Raw genomic sequence first — 23593 nt, 5'->3', positions numbered from 1 at the left:
TGGAGCCCAAGAATCTTCTTGTTGTCTGTGTCGCAATTTCACCCGCTCGGTGCTTGTGTCGTATCAGTGAGTTTGCAGGGATGTGCTGAGGGTCATCAGTGCTTGCTCCAGTTGGGTGGCCGCCTCGTTGAGCACAGAAGCAGGGGCATTCTGAGCAACCAACTCTTCGATGTGCTGGCACAGTTCCAGCAAACCCTGAGCATTGAGCAGGTAAGCCGTGCCTTTGAGTTTGTGGGCAATAGCGTTCAGGGCAGGGCGGTCGTCGTGTTCCAGAGCGGCGCGCAGAGCCAGTTGCTCGTGTTGGTTGCTGATCACGACCCGAGCGGCCAGCGCGGCCTTGATGGTGGTATTCAATGAAGGGGGCGTGGCCCCTGGCGAGCTACCTGCGCCGTGGCGTTTAGGGATGAGCCGATTCAAGTGCGCCAGGCCGACAGGCTTGACCAGCGCATGATCCATGCCCGAGCGCAGGCAGCGCTCCAACTCTTGTGGCTGGGCGCTGGCAGTCAGGCCAATGAGGGTGCAGGGGCGCAAGCCTAACTGAGCCTCCAGACGCCGAATAGCCTGAGCCATTTCGTGGCCGCCCATCTCCGGCATATTGCAGTCGGTGAGGATGATATCGACCTCGTGGGCTTGCCACTGGGCCAGCCCTTCAACCCCGTTACTGGCCGTTATCGTTTGGTGACCCAGGTAACGAATCTGCTGACTCAGCAGGTACTGGCTGGGCAGATGATCTTCGACAATCAGCACAGTCAGCGGCCGCTCTATAGTGGTAGTCACTGTGGGCTGCGGGGCCTGTGGGAGGTTGAGTTTTTCACTTACACGCTCGAAACGCCCGCTGAACAACAAGCACGTGCCCACGCCCACTTCGCTCTCAAGGCTCAGTGTGGCGTTCATCAGATGGCTCAACGATTGGCTGATGGACAACCCCAATCCGGCCCCGGCATTGGGGGTGTTAACTGCACTGTCGAGTTCGAAAAAGGGGGTGAACACCTGCTGGATCTGCGAGGCGGGAATGCCGGAGCCTGTGTCGGTCACGCTGACCCTGACATTGATAGAGTTATCGCCCACGGCTTGCGCCTGACACTGAATGACCACGCTACCTTGCTCAGTGAACTTGATGGCATTGCTGACCAGATTGGACAAAACCTGTTTGAACTTCAGGCCGTCTATCCACACAGGTTGGCGCGCTAATGTATCCAGCTCCAGTTGCAGATCAAGGTTTTTTTGGCGTGCCAGCCCCATGAATACGTTACGCACCGATTCGATCAATTCATGCAGGTTGGCAGGCTCGGGGTGCAACGTTTGCTTGCCGGACTCAATGCGTGAGATGTCGAGAATGTCGCCGATTAATGCCAGCAGGCTGTGGGCCGAGTCGTACGCGATGTGAACCGACTGGGTGTTGAGTTCGCTGTCGTCCTTGCGCGTCAGCACCAACTCCAGCATGCCGATGATGGCGTTGAGCGGGGTTCTGATTTCATGGCTCATGGTGGCTAAAAACACGCTTTTACTGCGGCTTGCGGTTTCGGCGGCTTCTTTGGCCACCTGCAATTGGTCTAGCAACAGTTGCCGTTGTAAAAGATCTTGTTGCTTGCGCAGGATCCGCTGGCGCTGGGTGTAAATCCAATAACCGGCAACCGTCAACAGCAGGCAGAGAATGCCCAGCGACTTCCAGATAAACGAGGTCACGCCTTCCCAATACTTGTCGTCGGTGGCGGAGTTGGCCCGCCAGCGTCCGATGATTTGTAAGTATTCCTGAGGCGAAATTTCAGAGAGCGCCTTGTCCATGATTGAAATCAGTAGGGGATGATCCTTGGAGGCAACAAAGGCGACACGGGCATCCGCAATGGCGAGCATGCCGCTGATTTTGAGCAGGTTTTCGTATTTGTAGGCCAAGTAATAGCGCGCCATGTTGGCTGGTGCTACGGCGTAATCCACTTTGCCATCGCGGGTGCGGTTCAGGGCGTCTGCCATTGTTCGGGTTTCTTCCAGGCGCAGGCGCGGGTAACGCTTGGCCAAATCTTCACGTGCGAGCTGTCCGCTGGCGAAGGCCAGGGTACCTGTGAAGTCAGCGTTTACCTCAGGCGCCGGCGCGGCGTCTTTTTTTTGCAACAACACATAAGGGGTGGTGATAAAAGGGCGGGTAAACAAGTAGCTCGACTCGCCGTGGTTAACTTCAGTCATTACGCTGAGGTCGGCCTGACGCTTGCGCAGTTGGGTCTGGACGTCGCTCAGGGACGTGACCCGGATGATCTCAAAGCGCAAGCCTGTCTTGCGGCGCACGATGTCCAGCAAGTCGGAGGCAATCCCATTGAGCCGCCCTCGGCCATTAAAGAACACATAGGGAGCCAGGTCTTCACTGATCACCAGGCGCAATGGATCCGACTGGTTTATCCAGCTTCGTTCGGCGCTGTCCAGGCGATCCAAAAAACTACTGAGGTCGCACGTTTGGGTGCTGCTCCATTCAGCCAGCGCGCGGATGATCTGGCAGCGCTTAAGGCTGCCCAATGTGCGCTCAAGAATGCCTTGCAGCATCAGGTTGTCGGGGGCAACCGCGAAGCCCACTTGAATCTCTGGCAATCGGGCGCTGTGGTTTACCACCAGTTGATTGCTGAACAGCTGATTTGACACATAGTGAGTGGCCAGCGTGTCGCCCAGATACACTTGCGACTCGCCGCTCAGTAAAGAGGCCATAGCAGCCAAAGGCGTGGAGTAACGCTTGATCAGGCCTTTGCCGCCCGTGCGTTGGTATAACTCAAGGGCCATGCCGTCGGTGGCGGCCACCCGAACGTTGGTCATGTCGCGGCTGTAATCGTGCAGATCGCCGCTCTCGGCAAACAGCGCCAACTCGGTAAAGGCATAAGGCGGGCTGAGTGCAACCTTGAAATCTTCGGCTTCAATTTGAGTGGAGCTGTCCACCATATCCACCTCGCCCGCTTTCAGTGCCTCAAAGGCAGCGGCTGCGCTGGGGTAGGTTTTAAGGCGTATGGGAATGGCCAGATCACGCTGCAAGGCGCTCAGGTTATCTGCGCCAATGCCTTCGAGTTCATTGCGTTCGTTGATCAGCCGATAAGGCGGCGCTTTGCTGTCGAGGATGCCCACGATGAGGGTGTTTTTGTGTCGCAACCACGCCTGTTCATCGACGCTTAGGCGCACATTCAGATCGTTCAGGTTTTGGCGGGCATGGATCTGAATATCGGGGCTGTTCGCTGCACTGCTCAGGCTGAGCAGTGCGAGTAACAGGCATGCACAGTTAAACAGAGACTTCACGGTAAGCATGCTCAGAGAAGGTTGTTCTGTCTGGCGATGTTGGCCAGATCCACCACCGACAACACGCCTAGCTTGCTCTGGAGGTTGATTTTGTGTCCGCTGACGGTTTTGTTACTCAGGTGCAAGCGGTGGGCAATGTCCAGATTCGTCAGTCCTTCGGCCAGTAATTTAAGGATTTGCAGCTCTCGATTAGTCAGCTCGCTGAGCACCCCGTTGGGGTTATCACGGCGCTCGCTGTCATGAAGCGGGATCGAGCGCTTGGGGAAAAACACATAACCTTCTGCGACCGTTTCTACGGCTTTGAGCAGGCGGGTAATGGGCTCGCTTTTGCTCACAAACCCACTGGCGCCGGCTTGAAAGCAACGCATGGCGTAGGTGTCCAGAGACTGGGATGTGAACACTAAAACCCGAACATCCAGTTTTTCGCGTGCAATGCGGGTGAGTACCGACATCCCGTCGAGTTTTTCCAGCGTGAGATCAAGGATCACGATGTCGGGTGTGAGTGACTCCATCATCGCCAGTGCGTTGAGGCCGTCGCTGGCTTCACCCACCACGATGTAGCCGTGGGGCTCCAGGGTGTTGCGGATGGCTTGGCAGACCACGGGGTGATCATCGACGATCAGTATTTTCATGCTCATGGGGCTGCCCAAAGTTGGGGTGCGGATGTAAATGCACCGAATGCGCAGGCGCAGCTCGGTTGGCATCAGCTCGCAGCAAGTGGACTGTGGTTCAGACTTTAGCTTGTTGCGAGACCGTTGATTGGTTTGTGTGTTGCAAGTCGGGAAATGATGCGGGATTAGTGTTTGGCGGTCACCAGAATTGTGCTTGAAGCGAATCGAGAGTCAGCTTGTATGCTGGCAAGATAATTCTTGGTTGCGGGCAGCCTCGGAGCGCTCGGACTTCATTAGCGCCAGATGGAGTGCGTGCGACTGATCGAACTGGCATGGCAGTTGGGGTGTTCAATATGATTTTCGATGGCGGGGCAGGTGGTCTATGGGGCGAGAGCGGTCGTCAGTCCAACATTAAACTTTTGAATCCCAAGCATATTCTGTAGCCTTAGCGCGCTTCAGTGCTTGTCCGTGCCTGATAACACACATTCTCCCAGCGGGATCGAACGGTCCAGAGCTGGTGGTACACTCGACTTTCGCGCACTAGCGCTTGCAGGTCTTGCGAACATGACGCAAATTTCTGAACGACTTCTGGTTCAAGCTCATCTCGATGCCAAGCAACCTAAACCGTTGACTGAGGCCCAAGAGACCACGTTGCGTGCAGCCATTGCTGCTGAACTCAAGGCGCGTGACGCCGTGTTGGTGGCGCACTTTTATTGCGATCCGGTGATTCAGGCTTTGGCCGAAGAAACCGGCGGCTGTGTATCGGACTCCCTTGAGATGGCCCGCTTTGGCGCAGCCCATCCGGCCAAGACCATTCTGGTGGCGGGCGTGCGGTTTATGGGCGAAACGGCCAAAATCCTGACTCCCGAAAAACGCGTGTTAATGCCGACGCTAGAGGCCACCTGTTCGCTGGATCTGGGTTGCCCCGTTGAAGAATTCTCCGCCTTTTGTGACAAGCACCCTGAGCGCACGGTGGTGGTGTATGCCAACACCTCGGCAGCGGTCAAAGCCCGGGCTGACTGGGTGGTGACTTCAAGCTGTGCGTTAGAAATCGTCGAAAGCCTGATGGATAACGGCGAAAAGATCATTTGGGGGCCGGACAAGCATTTGGGGCGGTACATTCAGCGCCAAACCGGGGCTGACATGCTGCTGTGGGACGGTGCCTGCATCGTTCACGAAGAGTTCAAGTCCAAGCAGCTCGAAGACATGAAAGCCTTGTACCCGGACGCAGCCATTCTGGTTCACCCGGAATCTCCGGAGTCGGTCATCGACTTGGCCGACGCCGTGGGGTCAACCAGTCAGTTGATTGCAGCGGCGCAAAACCTGCCGAACAAAACGTTTATCGTGGCCACCGATCGCGGCATTTTTTACAAAATGCAGCAGTTGTGCCCGGATAAAGTGTTCATCGAAGCGCCCACGGCGGGTAACGGTGCGGCCTGCCGCAGTTGCGCGCATTGCCCGTGGATGGCCATGAACACCCTTGAGCGTACGCTGGCGTGCCTGCAAACGGGCAGCAACGAGATCTTTGTAGATCCCGCGCTGATCCCCAATGCCATACGCCCGCTCAAACGCATGCTGGACTTCACCCAGGCGGCACGTTTGAAACTGTCCGGCAACGCCTGACCTACTGTGGAACTGCCGCAGGCTGTGATCTTCAAAGTCAAAAGATCGCAGCCTGCGGCAGCTCCAACGCGGGACAATTCGGCGGGCACTGGTGGGTAGGGTTTGATCATTGCGGTAGGAACTGCCGAAGGCTGCGATCTTCTAGATCAAAAGATCGCAGCGGGCGGCAGCTCCAACGCGGGACAATTCGGCGTGTACTGGCCGGTAGGGTTCGATCGTTGCAGTAGGAGCTGCCGAAGGCTGCGATCTTCTAGATCGAAAGTTCGCAGCGGGCGGCAGTTCAAGCCGGGGGGTTAATTCATCATGTCTTTGACGGCGCGCTCTTGGTCCATCAGCTCCCGTTGACGGGCGTCGAGGCGCGATGAGAGCTGGAAGTTGTTGGTGAGTTTTTTGGCAAACGCCAGATGTTGCAGGGCTTGTCGGTAGTCACCCACCAATGCGAAGTACTCAGCCCGGGCTTGGTGCAGGCCAATAATGTTGCCCGATAGCCCTCGCGTTTCGGCCACGAGATACCAAACGTCCGGGTCTTCGGGGCGGCTTTTAAGCAGGCCATCCAGTGCTTTTTCGGCGTCTGCTGGGCGGTTTTGCTTGAGCAGAAGATCAACTCGCGCCTGATTGAGCGGGTAATTACCTGGATACAGCGTGAGCATTTTATTGATCCGCTGCTCAGCTTCGGCTAATTGGTTGCTGTCGGTGTCCAGTTCAATTTGCGCCAGGTTGTAAGTGATGTCATTGGGCGCTTTGTCCAGCAGTACCTTGAGGTTGGCGCGTGCGTCATTGAATTGACTGCCTTTGATTTGTGCGATGGCCAAGCCATAACGCGCCACGTTGTTTTTAGGGTTTTCGTCCAACTGAACACGAAAGCGCTTGGCTGCCAGCCCCGGGGTTTCTTCGTAATTGAGTTGCACGCGGGCGCGAATCAATTGATAGCGCAGGCTGTCTTCTGTGCCACCAATTTTGGCTTGCTCGGCACGGTTACGGGTGTCGGCAATACGCGACTCGGTCACGGGGTGAGTCAATAAGAACTCGGGTGGTCGTGCGTCAAAGCGGTATTGGCGCATTAAGCGTTCAAACATGGTCGGCATTGAGCGTGGGTCGTAGCCGGCTTTTTCCAGATTGAGAATGCCAATGCGGTCGGCTTCTTGTTCATTCTGGCGCGAGAAGCGTCGTTGCTCCTGAAAGGCAGCGGCCTGTGTGCTGGCAATCGCGGCAATACCGGCATCACCGGCACCCGAGGCGGCCAGAACAACCCCGGCCAGCAGAGCGGCCATCATCGGCAGCTGCATGCGTTGTTGGGCTTCTACACCGCGAGCGAAATGGCGCTGTGACAAGTGAGCCAATTCGTGGGCCAGAACGGAGGCGTACTCACCTTCAGTTTGTGCGTTGAGAAACAGCCCGCCGTTGACGCCGATGATGCCGCCGGGCGCGGCAAAGGCGTTAAGTTGTGGGCTATCAATCAGAATGAACTCAAGGCGACGGTCTTGTACCTGACTGGTTTCCACCAGTTTGTAGACACTGGTCTCGACGTAATCTTTGAGCTGTGGGTCGTTAAGCTGTGATACCTGGCCGCGTAGCATACTCAGCCATGCGCGGCCCAATTGGTACTCTTGTTGAGGCGAAACAATCGACGAGCTGGCGTCGCCCAGCGACGGCAAGTCGTCCGCAAAACCCGGCGTGGCGAGTAGGCAAGCGAGCGTCAACAGGGTCGGGCGCAGAAAAGTCATGCACAAAGCTCTAGTCGGTAAAGCGCTTACTGTAGCTGGACACTTGGCTGGCGACCAGTGGCGGTCTGCTTGGGGTATTCTAGCGAGCTAAAAAATGCCAACGATGGCATGCCTGAGGACATAACAAATGACTGATGCTTTGGCGCATGATGCGCTGTTGGATGCCACTGGCTTGAACTGCCCGCTGCCCTTGCTTAAAGCCAAGATGGAACTCAATCGTCTGGCCAGTGGTGACGTGCTCAAAGTCATCGCCACCGACGCAGGCTCTCAACGAGATTTTCGTACCTTCGCACGTTTGGCAGGGCATGAACTGCTGCGAGAAGAAGACGACTCTGGCACCTATCGCTACTGGTTGCGCAAGGCATAAAGCCCTTGCGGGCTTACCTTCTAAGGAATTTTGATGTTTAAAGTGTTGCGCGATTGGGTTCAGCGTTACTTCTCTGATGAAGAGGCGGTGGTGCTGGCAGTGTTGCTGGTGTTGGCATTTACCGCCGTGCTGACGTTGGGCGGCATGCTGGCCCCTGTGCTGGCCGGTATGGTGCTGGCGTATTTGATGCAAGGGTTGGTGGTGGCGCTTGAACGGCTTCGCGTTCCGGCCGCAGCGGCGGTGGGTTTGGTGTTTGCACTGTTTATGGGGTTGCTGCTGGTGTTTGTGGTAGTGCTCGTGCCGTTGCTGTGGCATCAGTTGATTACGCTGTTTAACGAGCTGCCGGGCATGCTTGCCAAGTGGCAATCGTTGTTGCTGCTGTTGCCTGAGCGCTATCCGCATCTGGTGTCAGATGAGCAGGTGCTGCAAGCCATTGAGGTGGCGCGGGGTGAAATCGGTAAATTCGGGCAACTGGCACTGACGTTCTCACTGTCCAGCTTGCCGTTGCTGGTCAACATCATGATCTATCTGGTGCTGGTGCCGATTCTGGTGTTTTTCTTCCTTAAAGACCGGGCCATGATTGGTCGCTGGGTGCGCGGTTATCTGCCACGCGAGCGAGCACTGATCACGCGTGTTGCTGAGGACATGAATCGCCAGATCGCCAATTACATACGCGGCAAGGTTATCGAGATTTTTATTTGTGGTGGCGTCACCTATATCGCATTTGTCGCGATGGGCCTTAATTACGCAGCATTGCTGGCGCTATTGGTCGGGGTGTCGGTGGTGGTGCCTTATGTTGGCGCTGTGGTGGTGACGGTTCCGGTGCTGTTGATTGCGTTGTTTCAGTGGGGTTGGAGTGATCAGTTCATCTACCTGATGGCGGTCTACGGAGTTATTCAGACCCTGGATGGCAACGTGCTGGTGCCTTTGCTGTTTTCCGAGGCCGTGAGTTTGCACCCGGTCGCAATCATTTGTGCGGTGCTGTTATTTGGCGGGCTGTGGGGTTTTTGGGGGGTATTCTTTGCCATCCCGTTGGCAACGCTATTCAAGGCCGTGCTCGATGCTTGGCCGCGCAAGCAGCAGGTGGTAGCGCCGTTGCTTTAAACACTTATATCCACGCATGAAAAAGCCCCGATAAATCGGGGCTTTTTCGTTACTGCATCAGCTTACGCTTGAATAACCGGGATGTTGGCATTTGCAGCCGCTTCACGGAATTCGGCGATCTGATCAAAGCTCAGGTAGCGGTAAACGTCCGCTGCCATGGTGTTGATCTCGGCCGCGTAGACCATGTATTCCTCTACCGAAGGCAGGCGACCCAGGATCGAGGCAACCGACGCCAACTCAGCCGAAGCCAGGTAAACGTTAGCGCCGTCACCCAGACGGTTCGGGAAGTTACGGGTCGAAGTCGATACCACGGTGGAGTTCGGCTCAACGCGTGCCTGGTTACCCATGCACAGCGAGCAGCCTGGCATTTCCATGCGTGCGCCAGCTTTGCCGAAGATACCGTAGTAGCCTTCTTCGGTCAGTTGGTGAGCGTCCATTTTGGTCGGCGGCGACAGCCACAGACGGGTTGGCAACTGACCTTTGACCTTGTCCAGCAACTTGCCCGCAGCGCGGAAGTGGCCGATGTTGGTCATGCACGAACCGATGAACACTTCGTCGATTTTCTCGCCAGCAACGCTGGACAGCAGACGGGCGTCATCCGGGTCGTTTGGAGCGCAGAGCACTGGCTCGTTGATGTCAGCCAGGTCGATTTCGATGATGTGCGCGTATTCGGCGTCAGCATCGGCTTCCATCAGTTCAGGGTTGGCAATCCAGGCTTCCATCGCTTGAGCACGACGCTCAAGGGTGCGAGCGTCGCCGTAACCTTCACCGATCATCCAGCGCAGCAGGGTGATGTTGGAGTTCAGGTATTCAGTGATGGACTCTTTGGACAGCTTGATGGTGCAGCCAGCAGCCGAACGTTCTGCCGAGGCGTCGGACAGTTCGAACGCTTGCTCGATGCTCAGGTTGTCCAGACCTTCGATTTCCAGAATGCGACCGGAGAATTCGTTGATCTTGCCCTTCTTCTCAACAGTCAGCAGACCCTTCTGGATTGCGACATAAGGAATGGCATGAACCAGGTCACGCAGGGTAATGCCAGGCTGCATTTGGCCTTTGAAACGAACCAGAACCGATTCCGGCATGTCCAGTGGCATAACGCCAGTGGCTGCGGCGAAGGCTACCAAGCCAGAACCGGCCGGGAAGGAGATGCCCATTGGGAAGCGGGTGTGGGAGTCACCACCGGTGCCGACGGTATCCGGCAGCAGCATGCGGTTCAGCCAGCTATGGATGATGCCGTCGCCCGGACGCAGGGAAACGCCGCCGCGGGTCATGATGAAGTCAGGCAGGGTGTGGTGGGTCGTTACGTCGATCGGCTTTGGATAGGCCGCGGTGTGGCAGAACGACTGCATTACCAGATCTGCCGAGAAGCCCAAGCACGCCAAGTCTTTCAGTTCGTCACGGGTCATTGGCCCGGTGGTGTCCTGAGAGCCTACGGTGGTCATCTTAGGTTCGCAGTAAGTGCCTGGGCGAACGCCAGTCACGCCGCATGCCTTGCCGACCATTTTTTGCGCCAAGGTGAAACCCTTGGTGCTTTCAACAGGTGCTTCTGGCTTTTTGAACAGGTCGGATGGACCCAGACCCAGTTCGGCACGAGCTTTTTCAGTCAGACCGCGACCAATGATCAACGGAATACGGCCGCCAGCGCGAACTTCGTCCAACAGCACCGGGGTCTTCATTTCGAAGGTGGTGATGACCTCGTCAGTACCGTGCTTGCAGACTTTGCCTGCGTGCGGGTACAGGTCGATCACGTCGCCCATGTTGATGTTGCTGACGTCGAACTCGATTGGCAGTGCGCCAGCATCTTCCATTGTGTTGTAGAAGATAGGTGCAATTTTGCTGCCGAAGCAGAAGCCACCGGCACGCTTGTTCGGTACGTAAGGAACGTCGTCGCCGAAGAACCACAGTACGGAGTTAGTGGCCGATTTACGCGAGGAACCTGTACCGACTACGTCACCGACGTAAGCGATCGGGAAGCCGTCGTTGCGCATCTGCTCGATTTGTTTCATCGGGCCGATGGAGCCTTGTACGTCCGGCACGATGCCGTCGCGAGCCATTTTCAGCATGGCCAGGGCGTGCAACGGGATGTCAGGACGCGACCAGGCGTCAGGTGCAGGCGACAGGTCGTCGGTGTTGGTTTCGCCGGTGACCTTGAACACGCGCAGGCTGATTTTGTCAGCCAGAACAGGGCGGTTCTTGAACCACTCGCCGTCAGCCCAGGACTGCACCACTGCTTTAGCGTGGACATTGCCGTTTTTGGCTTTTTCAGCGACATCGTGGAACGCGTCGAACATCAGCAGGGTGTGCTTGAGTTGCTCGGCGGCAACCGGAGCCAGCTCTGCGTCGTCCAGCATTTCAACCAGCGTCACGATGTTGTAGCCGCCTTGCATGGTGCCAAGCAGTTCTACAGCGCGCTTTTTGCTGATCAGAGGGGAGGTCGCTTCACCTTTGGCGATGGCGGACAGAAAGCCTGCTTTTACGTAAGCAGCTTCGTCAACACCCGGCGGAATGCGGTTGGTGATCAGGTCAACGAGGAATTCTTCTTCGCCGGCTGGCGGGTTTTTCAGCAGCTCGATCAGGCCTGCAGTTTGTTCGGCGTTAAGCGGCTGGGGAACGATACCCAGTGCTGCGCGCTCTTCGATATGTTTGCGGTAGGCTTCAAGCACAGTTATTACCCTCATCATTGGTCCCAAATGGGTGTCCGGGACGCTCATCCAGGAATGCAAGGCACTCATGCGCTGCGGGGCTTCTTGAGCCGTTTAGCCAGAGTTGCAGAGATTCCCAACAGAAGCTGTTTTCAAAGTTTTACGCCTGCTGAACGGAGGGGTGAAGCATGTTGGTGCGAGCATTTGCAGTGCAAAGGCCCATCACCAACACCGTTCTTTAGGATCAACTGTGCTCGTGACGCTTTGAAAACAGCTTCTAACGGACATTGGCGCCTTAAAAGGCAGGCCGATTCTACGGGAAAAACTTGGTAAAGGTAAGTTAGCCCCTGAAGGTTGAGGGGTGATCTGCGTTAGACAAAGGGCTAACATGGGCGCTTGTTTCGCTCTGCAGTGCTCTATTTCGCCATGCCCAATCAAACCATCAAGACGCCTTGTATCGGTCTTTGCTCAACTGTTTATGGCGACCTCGTGTGCCGCGGTTGCAAGCGCTTTCATCACGAAGTCATCAACTGGAACGGTTACGACGAGCAAGCTAAACGCGCTGTCTGGCTGCGTTTGGAGCAGCTTTTGGTGCAGGTGATGGCGGGCAAGGTTGAGGTGTTTGATGTCGAAAAACTGCGCCACCAGTTGCTGGCGCGCAAAATTCGTTTTGTGCCTAATCAGTCTGAATATTGCTGGGCTTACCAGTTGATTGCCCGCGGAGCGCGGGTTATCAATCAACTGGAAGCGTATGGCATGGTGCTACTGCCTGAGTTTCGCGACTGGAGTTTGCCCGAACTGCGCGATGCCATTGATCGGGAATTCTTCCTGCTGTCCGAAGCGCACTATCAGCGGTATATCGCACCGAGTTTTCTTAAGGATGCTCTAGGTAACTAGTGTTTCTATCCGTTTTTGGTCGCCAGCTCTTCAAGGTGCTTAACCATGTCTTGGGGCTTGAGCACCAAAATGTCACTTTCAAGCTTGTCGATCACCACTTCTGCGGTGTTGCCGATCAGCGCGCCTGAAAAGCCAGTGCGCGCTACGGTGCCCATCACCGTGACTACGGCCTTCAGTTTTTTGGCAATGCGCGGGATGATCACATCGGCCGGGCCTTCTTCTACATGCAGGCGACTGTCCCCAATATCAAACTTTTGCTGAAAGACTTTGCAGGCGGCGCGGTAAGTCGCCTCGTATTGGGTGTCGATCGGATAGGCCGCATCCACGGCAGCGAGCATGGGAGCAGGGTGGGCGCTGACCACGTGAAGTTGAGCATGTGCCAAGCTTGCGACGCGAAAGCCGTGTTTGACAATGCTTGAATGTAGCTCCATGTGCTCAGGGTCTGAATTACCTACGTCCACGGCAGCCAGTACCACGCCTTTTTCCCAAGGCTGGGAGGTTTTTGTCAGCAGTACAGGGCACGGGCAGTAGCGCAGCAGCTTCCAGTCTTCAGGGGTTAGCAACAGCTTTTTTAGCGGGTTGTCGGGAATGTGCTGCTTGATGACCAGTCCACAGTTTGCGGCCTGCTGCTCCTTGATGATGGTGGTGTGTAGATTCTCGTGCCAATCCTGCTTGGTTGTCACGCTGTGTGCTTCTGCTTTAAGGCTGCTTTCCAGCACGCTGAGTAAAGCTGAATGATCGTGCTCTTTATCGCAAATCAACAAATGCAAATGCGCTTTGGTGATGCTTGCAATTTGCTTGGCCCGTTTGAGCGCCAGGCTTTCCATCAGTGCGGGCTCGATAACGACTAACAGTTTGCGGATGTCTTGCATGGCCGAGTGCTCCAGAAGGGGTAAGGGCGATATGACTTCACTATAGTTGTTCGTCAGTTGCACCCGTGTTGACACATATCAAGCTGCGCGGTTGGTGCTGGGCAATGGCGTCCGTATAATCAGCGGCTTTTGCCCCGCCTAAATCCAGTCTTAGTGAGCCTCATGTCAGCGATCCTTCAAAACACCGTCAGTCTGTTGTGCAACCCTCAATGGTCTGGAGCGTGCGCGTGAACCTTCCTGAAATTCATGAGTTTCTTGGCTGTCGCACGCCCGATGGCTGGATTAGCGCCGCGCTGGCCGATCAGGAAACCCTGCTGATCGATCACAAAAACTGTGAATTCAAGGCGGCCAGCACCGCACTGAGCTTGATCGCCAAATATCACTCCCATGTTGATCTGATCAATATGATGTCGCGCCTTGCGCGTGAAGAGTTGGTGCATCACGAGCAAGTCATGCGCTTGATGAAAAAACGCAAAATCGAATTGCGTCAGCTGTCAGCCGGGCGTTATGCCTCGGGTTTGCGCAAAGTGGTGCGTAGCCACGAACCTGTAAAACTCGTGGACACACTGGTGGTGGGCGCTTTTATCGAAGCGCGCAGTTGTGAGCGTTTCGAAGCACTTGTGCCACATTTGGACGAAGAACTCGGCAAGTTCTATTTTGGTTTGCTCAAAAGCGAGGCTCGGCATTTTCAGGGTTATCTGAAGCTGGCCTATCAATACGGTGACGCTAAAGACATTGCTCAGGTAATCGAGCGGGTGAGGGCGGCTGAGCAGGAGTTGATTGAGTCGCCAGATGTTGAGTTTCGCTTTCACAGCGGCGTGCCTACAGCCGCTTGAAATGACCAAATTCCCCGTAGGAGCTGCCGCAGGCTGCGATCTTTAAACATCAAATGATCTCAGCCTGCGGCAGCTCCTTGGGGCATTCCTACAGGCTAATAGATAGCTACCTAATAATCGCCTTGACATTAGCTGCCTAGACAGTAATATTTTGAAACATTACTGCTTAGGCAGCTTTTGGGTGCTCAGATGAAACATTTCCATCCAGATACTTTCCAGAGTTGCACCTTAGGGTTGCTGCTGGGGCGCACTGCCCTGCTCAAAGACCGGATTATTGACAGCCACATGGAGCCTTACGGCATCACGGCTGCGCAATTTAAGGTGCTGATCATCATGGCGCAGTTCGACGTCGACACCCCGGCTGAACTCTGTCGGCATCTGTCGCTGGACAGTGGCTCGATGACTCGCATGCTCGATCGTCTGGAGCAAAAAAATCTGTTGATGCGTCAGCGTTCCGAGGCAGACAGGCGCCAAGTGCGGCTGGTGCTCACCGATGAAGGGCAGGGCTTGGCTGACCTGCTTCCAACAATTGGTGCTGATGCCATGAATCAACTGGCGGGAGCCATTACCCCGCAAGAGTTGCAGAGCCTGGAACACATTCTCAAAAAAATACTGCTGGCGGCGGGTGATCCGATCACCGTCATGCGCTTAGGTGAAAAATGAGCAACAACGTGCTGCGCGCCGGTTTGAGTCTGGTGTTTGTTTCGACGGCCTTGGCGGGCTGTGCCAACTACCACGGCTTGAATACCGAAGGGGTGAGCCTTGAGGCCAACAGCCTGAAGGCCGGGCAATCGCTGGGCGCCATCAATGTGACGCCAGCCACCTGGCCAGAGAAAGATTGGTGGAAGCACTTGGGTGACGCACAGCTCAATGGTTTGATCGAAGAAGCTTTGCGCGACAGCCCTGACATGCAGATCGCCAGCGCGCGGGCGCATCAGGCGGTTGCTGCGGCCAGCGCAGCCAACGCGGATCGCATGCCTACGCTCAATGCAGAGGCCGATGTCACGCGCTCGCGCTTGTCACGCTCCCAAGACCCAAGCGGCCAGGGCGGGCGTTACGACACAGTGCGCGACCTTAATCTGACCTTCAGTTACACCTTCGATTTGTGGGGCGGTCAGCGTGATGCCTGGGAGGCCGCGCTGGGTGAGGCTCGAGCTGCACAAGTTGACAGCCGGGCGGCGAGCCTGACGCTCGCCGCCGATGTGGCGCGCGCTTACAGCGATCTGGGGCACGCTTACAGTGTTCGTGATTTGTCGAGCGATGACCTAAAGCGTACTCGGCAGATGCTTGAATTGAGCCATCGACGCCTGCAAGCAGGTATCGACAGCCACTATCAATATCAGCAAACCGAAAGCCTTGAGGCCAGCTCACAAGAGCACTTGCTCGGTGCCGAAAAACAGCTGAAAAGCGCGCAAATTGCTTTGGCTGTGTTGCTGGGCAAGGGGCCGGATCGCAGCATCGATATAACAAGGCCCACTGTGCTGTCGCCAAGTGCTGTGGCATTGCCGAGCACCTTGCCAGCCGAGCTACTGGGGCGTCGCCCGGATCTAGTTGCTGCCCGTTGGCGGGTTGAGGCGGCAGGTAAGCATATTGCTGCGGCTAAAACGCGTTTTTATCCCAACCTCAATTTAACCGTCGCGGCTGGCACTCAATCGTTGCTGGGCGATGCTTTGTTGGGTTCGGCCAGCCGTTTTTTCAACATCGCCCCAGCGATTTCGTTACCAATTTTTGATGGCGGGCGCCTGCGCGCCGGCCTTGATGCCGAAGATGCCAATTACGACTTGGCTGTCGCGCAGTACAACAAAATATTGGTCAATGCGCTGGGGGAAGTCAGTGACACCCTTGAGCAGTTAAGCGCCTCAGGCCAGCAAATCAAGGCACAGCAACGTGCAACCGACATCGCGCAAGACTCATACAACACTGTGTTGCAGCGTTATGGCTCCGGCGTCGGTAACTATCTGGATGTGCTCAGCATTGAACAGCAACTGCTTCAGGCCCAGCGCCAGTTGGCAGACTTGAATGCTGGGCAGATCGACCTTTCGATTCAATTGATGCAAGCCCTGGGCGGCGGCTTTGAGCCCGGCAATACGGCTGTGGCCGTTCCCACTCAAGCCTCGCTGGCAGAATAATTTTAGGTACTCGTCATGGCCACTGTGCAAACACCGGATCAAGCGCAACACACTCAGGATGCTGGCAATCAGCGTAAACGCAAACTATGGCTCGGCGGGTTGGCACTGTTAGTCCTTTTGGTCGTGGTAGGGGTTTGGGCCTGGCAAGAGCTGTATGGACGCTGGAATGAAAGCACCGACGACGCCTATGTAAACGGCAATGTGGTTGAAATCACGCCCTTGGTGACAGGTACGGTAGTGAGTATCGGCGCCGATGATGGCGATCTGGTTCAAGAAGGTCAGGTGCTGCTTAATTTTGACCCGAGCGACTCGCTGGTGGGGCTACAAAGTGCCGAGGCCAATCTGGCACGCACGGTGCGTCAGGTTAGGGGGTTGTTCAGCAATGTGAACGGGATGAAGGCGCAGGTTGCCGCGCAGAAGGCTGAGGTGCAGAAAGCTCAGGATAACTATAGCCGTCGTAAAACGCTGGCAGCCGGAGGGGCGATTTCACAGGAAGAGTTGTCCCATGCACGGGATGATCTGGCTTCTGCACAAAGTGCGTTGCGCAATGCCGAGCAGCAGCTCAATACCACCACTGCGCTGGTCGATAATACGGCCATTGCCAGTCATCCAGACGTTATGGCCGCTGCTGCGCAACTGCGCCAGGCGTATCTAGCCCATGCACGTACCACCTTGATTGCACCCGTTACCGGATACGTGGCCAAACGCACCGTTCAGTTAGGGCAGCGTGTTCAGCCGGGCACTGCGTTGATGGCGGTCATCCCGCTTAATCAGTTGTGGATCGACGCCAACTTCAAGGAAACCCAGTTGCATAAAATGCGCATCGGCCAGCCAGTGGATATAGAAGCCGATATTTATGGCAGCAGCGTCAAGTACAGCGGTTCCATCGACAGCATTGGTGCCGGCACCGGCAGTGCATTTGCCCTGTTACCCGCACAAAACGCTACCGGTAACTGGATCAAGATCGTGCAGCGTGTGCCTGTGCGCATTCATATCAACGCCGACGAGCTGGCCAAGCACCCATTAAGGGTGGGTTTGTCGACGACCGTTGATGTGAACTTGCATGACCAAAGCGGCCCCGTGCTGGCGCAACAGTCACCCCAAAAGGCGAGCTTCACCACCAATGTTTATGAGCAGCAATTGGCTGATGCCGAGGCTCTGATCACGCGTTTGATTGACAGCAACAGCGCTGCGCGCTGATTCGCCGATCCATAAGCCTCGCTGCCTGGCGGGGCTGACCCCAATGTTTTAAAGGATTTGCGATGAGTGCAAACGCGTCTTTTACCCCGCCTAGCTTGTTGATGGCCACTATCGGCTTGTCACTGGCCACCTTTATGCAAGTGCTCGACACCACCATTGCCAACGTGGCTTTGCCCACGATTTCGGGCAACTTGGGCGTGAGTTCGGAGCAGGGCACGTGGGTTATTACCTCTTTTGCCGTCAGCAACGCGATTGCTCTACCGCTGACCGGTTGGTTGAGTCGGCGTTTTGGTGAGGTGAAGCTGTTTTTATGGGCCACGGTGTTGTTCGTGCTGGCTTCGTTTTTATGTGGCATCTCGACTTCCATGCCTGAATTGGTCGGTTTTCGCGTGTTGCAAGGCTTGGTTGCCGGGCCGCTGTATCCGATGACTCAAACGCTGTTGATTGCGGTGTATCCGCCCGCTAAACGGGGGATGGCACTGGCATTGCTAGCGATGGTTACGGTGGTCGCACCCATTGCCGGGCCCATCTTGGGCGGTTGGATTACGGACAGTTACAGTTGGCCATGGATCTTCTTTATTAACATCCCGATTGGCGCTTTTGCGGTCATGGTCGTGCGTCAGCAGCTCAAGGCCCGTCCCGTGGTGATAAGCCGACAGCCAATGGACTATGTGGGACTAATTACCCTGATTATCGGGGTGGGTGCGCTACAGATCGTGCTCGATAAAGGTAATGATCTGGACTGGTTTGAGTCCAATTTCATCCTGCTGGGCACCGCATTGTCCGTGGTGGCGCTGGCGGCATTCATCATTTGGGAGATGACTGACAAGCACCCAATCGTCAATTTGCGTCTGTTTTCCCACCGCAATTTCCGAATCGGCACCATCGTGCTGGTGCTGGGTTATGCCGGATTCTTCGGTATTAACCTGATCTTGCCGCAGTGGTTGCAAACGCAAATGGGCTATACCGCTACATGGGCGGGGTTGGCAGTCGCGCCGATTGGCATTTTGCCGGTATTGATTTCGCCATTTGTGGGCAAGTACGCCCATAAATTCGATTTGCGCTTATTGGCAGGGTTGGCCTTTTTGGCGATTGGCTTGAGCTGCTTTATGCGTGCTGACTTCACCAATGAGGTCGACTTTCAGCACATTGCGCTGGTGCAGCTGTTTATGGGGATTGGCGTAGCGCTGTTCTTTATGCCGACCTTGAGCATATTGATGTCGGACTTGCCGCCGCATCAGATTGCCGATGGTGCGGGGTTGGCGACGTTCTTGCGTACGTTGGGCGGGAGTTTTGCGGCATCGCTGACCACTTGGATCTGGATTCGTCGTGCAGATCAGCATCATGCCTACATGAGCGAAAGCATGAGTACCTATGACCCGATTACCCGGCATTCGCTCGAAAGTTTGGGGGGCGCGAGTCATCAGGCCTATGCTCAGCTGGATCGGGTGCTGACCAGTCAGGCGTACATGTTTTCGACCGTCGACTACTTCACGATGATGGGCTGGCTGTTTATGGGGTTGATCTTGCTGGTGTGGCTGGCTAAGCCGCCATTCGCGGCTAAAGCAGGGCCGGCGGCGAGCGGGCATTAATGTTGATTAAGTGGGGGAGCTGCCGAGAAACGAAGGCTGCGATCTTTTAAGAGGGTGCACGCAAAAAATCGCAACCTGCGGGGCTATTCGAGGGCAGGAGTTGGTAGCTTCAGCGCAAAATCAAACGGCGCCAATTGCATGCCTTGCTCGTCCACTTGCAGCGCCCAGCCTTGGCGGTCCCAGTCGCCCAGCACAATGCGCTTGGCGGCGTGTTCGCCAATTTGTAGCTTGTGGATGGCTGGGCGATGGGTGTGACCATGAATCAGGGTGTGAACACCAAAGTGCGCCATGATTCGTGGGATTTCTTCCGGGGTCACATCAACAATGTCGTTGGCTTTCATGCGGGTCTGTGCGCGGCTTTCACTGCGTAGCTTGCGTGCCAGTTTATGGCGCGTGCTTAGCGGTAAGTGGCGTAAAACCCACAAAGTCATAGGGTTGCGCAAGTAGCGGCGTAAACGCATATAGGCTTGGTCGCGGGTACACAGACTGTCGCCGTGCATCAGCAACACGGGTTCGCCGTAAAAATCTACAACGCTCGGATCTTTGAGTAGGGTGCAGCCAGCTGCCTTGCAAAAGGCCTGGCCAAGTAGAAAGTCGCGGTTGCCGTGCATCAAAAAGACCTGTGTGCCGCTATCGCTTAGCGCACGCAGTGCTTCACAGATAGAGCGCTGATAGGGCGTCATGGCGTCATCGCCAATCCAGGCTTCAAAGAAGTCGCCCAGAATGTACAGCGCTTGGGCGGAGCGCGCACGCCCCGTCAGAAAATCCAGAAACGCCCGGGTTATGTCCGGGCGCTCCTCTTCCAGATGCAAATCTGAAATCAGCAGTATCACTCAATGATCTCGGCTTTCTCGATGATCACGTCTTCTGCTGGAACGTCTTGATGACCGGCTTTGGAAGTGGTCGAAACGCCTTTGATTTTGTCGACTACGTCCTGACCTTCAGTCACTTTGCCAAATACGGCGTAGCCCCAGCCTTGAACGTTTTTGCCGCTGTGGTTCAGGAAGCTGTTGTCAGCCACGTTGATAAAGAACTGTGCCGATGCCGAATGCGGCTCCATGGTGCGCGCCATTGCAACGGTGTACTTGTCGTTTGACAGGCCGTTGTCAGCCTCATTCTGGATGCTTGGGCGTTTGTCTTTCTTTTCTTTCATGCCAGGTTCGAAGCCGCCGCCCTGAACCATGAAGTTGCCGATCACACGGTGGAAAATAGTGTTTTCGTAGTGGCCAGCTTTTACGTATTCGATGAAGTTAGCGACAGTCAGTGGCGCTTTTTCAGCGTTCAGCTCGATCACGATGTCGCCGTGGTTGGTGGTCAGTTTTACTTGGGTCATGGTGGGTATCGCTCTATCAGGGAATTCGTTGGGCTTTTAGGCTCGGCCAAGTGGCCGCAGAACAAAAGCTGGCTGGGTAGACACAGCCGTGGGGCGGAGTTTAGCGTGCCCGCACGGCATTTCGATGCTGTTTTTGCGATATGGGGATTAAAAGCCCGTATTTCAAATGCTTTGATTGAGCGCCTGCTCTGTCATGGACTTGACAGCATCGGCTATGATAGGCGCTTTGATTTAGTCGGCCGACCCAGGCCGCGCACCTGTTACGTTCAAGGATCCTATGAGCAAGCCCACTGTCGACCCTACTTTGAATCCAAAGGCTGGCCCTGCTGTACCGGCCAATTTTCTGCGTCCTATCGTGCAGGCGGACCTTGACTCGGGTAAATGCAAACAGATCGTGACCCGTTTTCCGCCTGAGCCCAATGGCTACCTGCACATTGGTCATGCAAAATCCATTTGCGTGAACTTTGGGTTGGCTCAAGAATTTGGCGGCGTGACGCATTTGCGTTTTGACGACACCAACCCGGCCAAAGAAGATCAGGAATACATCGACGCGATCGAAAGCGACGTGAAATGGTTGGGCTTCGAATGGTCCGGTGAAGTGCGCTATGCCTCGCAATACTTCGACCAATTGCATGACTGGGCGGTTTACCTGATTAAAGAAGGTAAGGCCTACGTCTGTGACCTGACACCAGAGCAAGCCAAGGAATACCGTGGCAGCCTGACCGAACCGGGCAAAAACAGCCCGTTCCGTGAGCGCAGCGTTGAAGAAAACCTGGATTTGTTTGCTCGCATGAAGGCAGGCGAGTTCGAAGACGGCAAGCGCGTATTGCGTGCCAAAATCGACATGTCGTCGCCGAATATGAATCTGCGCGACCCTATCCTTTATCGCATTCGTCATGCGCATCACCACCAGACTGGTGACAAGTGGTGCATCTATCCTAACTATGACTTCACTCATGGTCAGTCGGATGCGATTGAAGGTATTACCCATTCGATCTGCACCCTTGAGTTCGAAGGCCATCGCCCGCTGTATGAATGGTTTCTCGACAACCTGCCAGTGCCGAGTAAGCCGCGTCAGTACGAGTTCTCGCGTCTGAACCTGAACTACACCATCACCAGCAAGCGCAAGCTCAAGCAGTTGGTCGATGAAAAGCACGTGCATGGCTGGGATGACCCGCGCATGTCGACGCTGTCGGGTTTCCGTCGTCGTGGTTACACGCCTAAATCGATCCGTAATTTCTGTGACATGGTTGGCACCAACCGCTCTGACGGCGTAGTTGATTTCGGCATGCTGGAATTCAGCATCCGTGATGATCTTGACCACAGTGCCCCGCGCGCCATGTGCGTATTGCGTCCGCTGAAAGTCATCATCACGAACTACCCTGAAGACAAGGTTGAAAACCTTGAGCTGCCTTGCCACCCGAAAGAAGACATGGGTGTACGGGTTTTGCCATTTGCGCGTGAGATTTACATTGACCGTGACGACTTCATGGAAGAGCCGCCAAAAGGCTATAAGCGCCTTGAGCCTGCGGGCGAAGTGCGTCTGCGTGGCAGCTATGTGATTCGGGCTGATGAAGCCATTAAAGATGCTGATGGCAACATTGTTGAGCTGCGCTGTTCGTACGACCCGCAAACGCTGGGTAAAAATCCGGAAGGCCGTAAGGTCAAAGGCGTTGTGCACTGGGTGCCAGCGGCCGCTAGCGTCGAATGCGAAGTGCGTTTGTACGATCGTCTGTTCCGCTCGCCAAACCCTGAAAAGGCTGAGGACGGCGCGGGCTTCCTGGAAAACATCAACCCTGATTCGCTGCAGGTGCTGACTGGTTGTCGAGCTGAGCCGTCGTTGGGCAATGCACAGCCGGAAGACCGCTTTCAGTTCGAGCGCGAAGGTTACTTCTGCGCAGACATCAAGGACTCGAAGCCCGGTCGCCCGGTATTTAACCGTACCGTGACTCTGCGTGACTCTTGGGGTCAGTGATTCAGTTTTAAGGAAGTCGTCGTGCTAACGATCTATAACACGCTTACTAAAAGCAAAGAGGTGTTCAAGCCTCTGGATGGCAACAAGGTGCGGATGTACGTGTGCGGAATGACCGTGTACGACTATTGCCACCTGGGCCACGGCCGCAGCATGGTGGCTTTTGACTTGGTGACTCGCTGGTTGCGTTTCAGTGGTTACGATTTGACCTATGTGCGCAACATCACAGACATCGACGATAAAATCATCAATCGCGCTCGTGAAAACGGTGAAACCTTTGAGGCGCTGACTGAGCGCATGATTGGTGCAATGCACGAAGATGAAGCGCGTCTTAATATTCGCAAGCCGGACATGGAGCCGCGTGCTACTGATCACATTGCCGGTATGCACGCGATGATCCAAGCCTTGATCGACAAAGGCTATGCCTATGCGCCGGGCAATGGTGACGTGTACTACCGCGTTGCCAAGTTCATGGGCTACGGCAAGTTGTCGCGCAAAAAAATTGAAGATCTGCGCATTGGTGCGCGCATTGAAGTCGATGAAGCCAAAGATGATCCGCTGGACTTCGTGTTGTGGAAGGGCGTCAAGCCTGGCGAGCCGAGCTGGGAATCGCCGTGGGGAGCAGGTCGTCCGGGCTGGCACATTGAGTGCTCAGTTATGTCGACGTGCTGCCTCGGTGAGACGTTCGATATTCATGGTGGTGGCAGTGATCTTGAATTTCCACACCATGAAAACGAAATCGCACAAAGCGAAGCCGCAACCGGTAAAACCTACGCCAATGCCTGGATGCACTGCGGGATGATTCGCATCAATGGCGAGAAGATGTCCAAATCTTTGAACAACTTCTTCACCATTCGCGACGTTCTGGAGAAATATCATCCGGAAGTGGTGCGTTACCTGTTGGTGTCCAGTCATTACCGGAGTTCGATCAACTACTCCGAAGATAACCTCAAGGATGCAAAAGCAGCTCTTGAGCGTTTTTATCATGCGCTTAAGGGCTTGCCAAAAGCCGAGCCGGCCGGTGGCGAAGCGTTTGTTGAGCGCTTTACGCAAGTGATGAATGACGACTTCGGTACACCAGAAGCTTGTGCGGTGTTGTTTGAGATGGTTCGCGAGGTCAATCGACTGCGTGATACTGATCTGCAAGCTGCTGCTGGTTTGGCCGCACGCCTCAAAGAGCTGGCTGATGTGCTGGGTGTGTTGCAGCTTGAAGCCGATGATTTCTTGCAGGCCGGTGCTGAAGGCAAGGTGGATGCTGCGCAAGTTGATGCGTTGATTGCTGCTCGTTTGGCTGCACGTGCGGGTAAGGACTGGGCAGAGTCGGACCGTATCCGCGATCAGCTCACCGCGATGGGCGTTGTGCTGGAAGATGGCAAGGGCGGTACAACCTGGCGCTTAGCTGACTAGATGATGTGTTGTTTGAG

At 55.4% G+C, this 23593-nt stretch carries 18 protein-coding genes; 11 read left to right on the top strand and 7 right to left on the bottom strand.

Annotated elements, in window-relative coordinates; translation table 11 throughout:
- Positions 1–63: 63 nt before the first annotated feature.
- Together ACZRJQ_RS12475 and ACZRJQ_RS12470 are read right to left on the bottom strand one after the other, a co-directional pair.
- The gene (locus tag ACZRJQ_RS12475) at positions 64–3276 is read right to left on the bottom strand and encodes an ATP-binding protein (RefSeq protein ID WP_463978655.1); all 3213 of its coding nucleotides are present in this window, start codon (positions 3274–3276) and stop codon (positions 64–66) included.
- Between the two features lie 2 nt (positions 3277–3278).
- A complete protein-coding gene (locus ACZRJQ_RS12470; RefSeq protein WP_463978654.1) occupies positions 3279–3905 on the bottom strand; it encodes a response regulator in 627 nt (208 codons plus the stop codon).
- Between the two features lie 537 nt (positions 3906–4442).
- Between ACZRJQ_RS12470 and nadA the strand changes: the two genes are divergently transcribed.
- Positions 4443–5501 (top strand): quinolinate synthase NadA, encoded by a 1059-nt coding sequence (gene nadA, locus ACZRJQ_RS12465; protein WP_463978653.1) that lies wholly within the window; start codon positions 4443–4445, stop codon positions 5499–5501.
- Between the two features lie 293 nt (positions 5502–5794).
- Here nadA and ACZRJQ_RS12460 read toward each other — a convergent pair whose 3' ends face one another.
- Positions 5795–7225: a M48 family metalloprotease gene (locus tag ACZRJQ_RS12460; RefSeq protein ID WP_463978652.1), complete on the bottom strand. Its 1431-nt coding sequence runs from the start codon at positions 7223–7225 to the stop codon at positions 5795–5797.
- Positions 7226–7352: 127 nt separating this feature from the next.
- Here ACZRJQ_RS12460 and ACZRJQ_RS12455 point away from each other — a divergent pair, with 127 nt between their 5' ends.
- Positions 7353–7592 carry a sulfurtransferase TusA family protein gene (locus ACZRJQ_RS12455; protein WP_463978651.1) on the top strand — a complete coding sequence of 80 codons (240 nt, stop codon included), beginning with the start codon at positions 7353–7355 and terminating at the stop codon, positions 7590–7592.
- A 33-nt stretch (positions 7593–7625) separates the two neighbouring features.
- Positions 7626–8696 carry an AI-2E family transporter gene (locus tag ACZRJQ_RS12450; protein WP_463978650.1) on the top strand — a complete coding sequence of 357 codons (1071 nt, stop codon included), beginning with the start codon at positions 7626–7628 and terminating at the stop codon, positions 8694–8696.
- Positions 8697–8758: 62 nt separating this feature from the next.
- Here the strand turns inward: ACZRJQ_RS12450 and acnB are convergent, their stop codons facing one another.
- Positions 8759–11359 carry a bifunctional aconitate hydratase 2/2-methylisocitrate dehydratase gene (gene acnB, locus ACZRJQ_RS12445; protein ID WP_463978716.1) on the bottom strand — a complete coding sequence of 867 codons (2601 nt, stop codon included), beginning with the start codon at positions 11357–11359 and terminating at the stop codon, positions 8759–8761.
- 405 nt (positions 11360–11764) lie between these two features.
- Here acnB and ACZRJQ_RS12440 point away from each other — a divergent pair, with 405 nt between their 5' ends.
- Positions 11765–12235 carry a DUF1289 domain-containing protein gene (locus ACZRJQ_RS12440; RefSeq protein ID WP_463978715.1) on the top strand — a complete coding sequence of 157 codons (471 nt, stop codon included), beginning with the start codon at positions 11765–11767 and terminating at the stop codon, positions 12233–12235.
- A 5-nt stretch (positions 12236–12240) separates the two neighbouring features.
- Here ACZRJQ_RS12440 and ACZRJQ_RS12435 read toward each other — a convergent pair whose 3' ends face one another.
- Positions 12241–13107: a universal stress protein gene (locus ACZRJQ_RS12435; RefSeq protein WP_463978649.1), complete on the bottom strand. Its 867-nt coding sequence runs from the start codon at positions 13105–13107 to the stop codon at positions 12241–12243.
- 227 nt (positions 13108–13334) lie between these two features.
- Between ACZRJQ_RS12435 and ACZRJQ_RS12430 the strand changes: the two genes are divergently transcribed.
- The 5 genes from ACZRJQ_RS12430 to ACZRJQ_RS12410 all read left to right on the top strand — a co-directional run bounded on the left by ACZRJQ_RS12430 (position 13335) and on the right by ACZRJQ_RS12410 (position 18864).
- Complete coding sequence (locus ACZRJQ_RS12430; protein ID WP_463978648.1) at positions 13335–13943, top strand: MiaE family protein; 609 nt, start codon at positions 13335–13337, stop codon at positions 13941–13943.
- Positions 13944–14132: 189 nt separating this feature from the next.
- Complete coding sequence (locus tag ACZRJQ_RS12425; RefSeq protein ID WP_463978647.1) at positions 14133–14606, top strand: MarR family winged helix-turn-helix transcriptional regulator; 474 nt, start codon at positions 14133–14135, stop codon at positions 14604–14606.
- Positions 14603–16072, top strand: a complete 1470-nt coding sequence (locus ACZRJQ_RS12420) for an efflux transporter outer membrane subunit (protein ID WP_463978646.1) — start codon at positions 14603–14605, stop codon at positions 16070–16072. Before ACZRJQ_RS12425 ends, ACZRJQ_RS12420 begins: the two co-directional genes overlap by 4 nt.
- A 15-nt stretch (positions 16073–16087) precedes the next feature.
- A complete protein-coding gene (locus tag ACZRJQ_RS12415) occupies positions 16088–17272 on the top strand; it encodes an EmrA/EmrK family multidrug efflux transporter periplasmic adaptor subunit (RefSeq protein WP_463978645.1) in 1185 nt (394 codons plus the stop codon).
- Positions 17273–17334: 62 nt separating this feature from the next.
- Positions 17335–18864, top strand: a complete 1530-nt coding sequence (locus ACZRJQ_RS12410) for a DHA2 family efflux MFS transporter permease subunit (protein WP_463978644.1) — start codon at positions 17335–17337, stop codon at positions 18862–18864.
- An 83-nt stretch (positions 18865–18947) separates the two neighbouring features.
- Here the strand turns inward: ACZRJQ_RS12410 and lpxH are convergent, their stop codons facing one another.
- Together lpxH and ACZRJQ_RS12400 are read right to left on the bottom strand one after the other, a co-directional pair.
- Positions 18948–19697, bottom strand: coding sequence for a UDP-2,3-diacylglucosamine diphosphatase (gene lpxH, locus ACZRJQ_RS12405; protein ID WP_463978643.1), 750 nt, complete (start codon positions 19695–19697; stop codon positions 18948–18950).
- Complete coding sequence (locus ACZRJQ_RS12400) at positions 19694–20197, bottom strand: peptidylprolyl isomerase (RefSeq protein ID WP_463978642.1); 504 nt, start codon at positions 20195–20197, stop codon at positions 19694–19696. Before ACZRJQ_RS12400 ends, lpxH begins: the two co-directional genes overlap by 4 nt.
- Positions 20198–20474: 277 nt before the next feature.
- Between ACZRJQ_RS12400 and ACZRJQ_RS12395 the strand changes: the two genes are divergently transcribed.
- Together ACZRJQ_RS12395 and cysS are read left to right on the top strand one after the other, a co-directional pair.
- On the top strand, positions 20475–22172 hold the full coding sequence (locus ACZRJQ_RS12395) for a glutamine--tRNA ligase/YqeY domain fusion protein (RefSeq protein ID WP_463978641.1): 1698 nt from the start codon (positions 20475–20477) through the stop codon (positions 22170–22172).
- 21 nt (positions 22173–22193) lie between these two features.
- A complete protein-coding gene (cysS, locus tag ACZRJQ_RS12390; protein ID WP_463978640.1) occupies positions 22194–23576 on the top strand; it encodes a cysteine--tRNA ligase in 1383 nt (460 codons plus the stop codon).
- The last annotated feature ends 17 nt before the right edge of the window (positions 23577–23593 follow it).

The organism is Pseudomonas sp. E315, from assembly GCF_055406205.1.
Note: the sequence above shows the minus strand (reverse complement) of the source record. Positions and strands in the feature narration are given on the sequence as shown.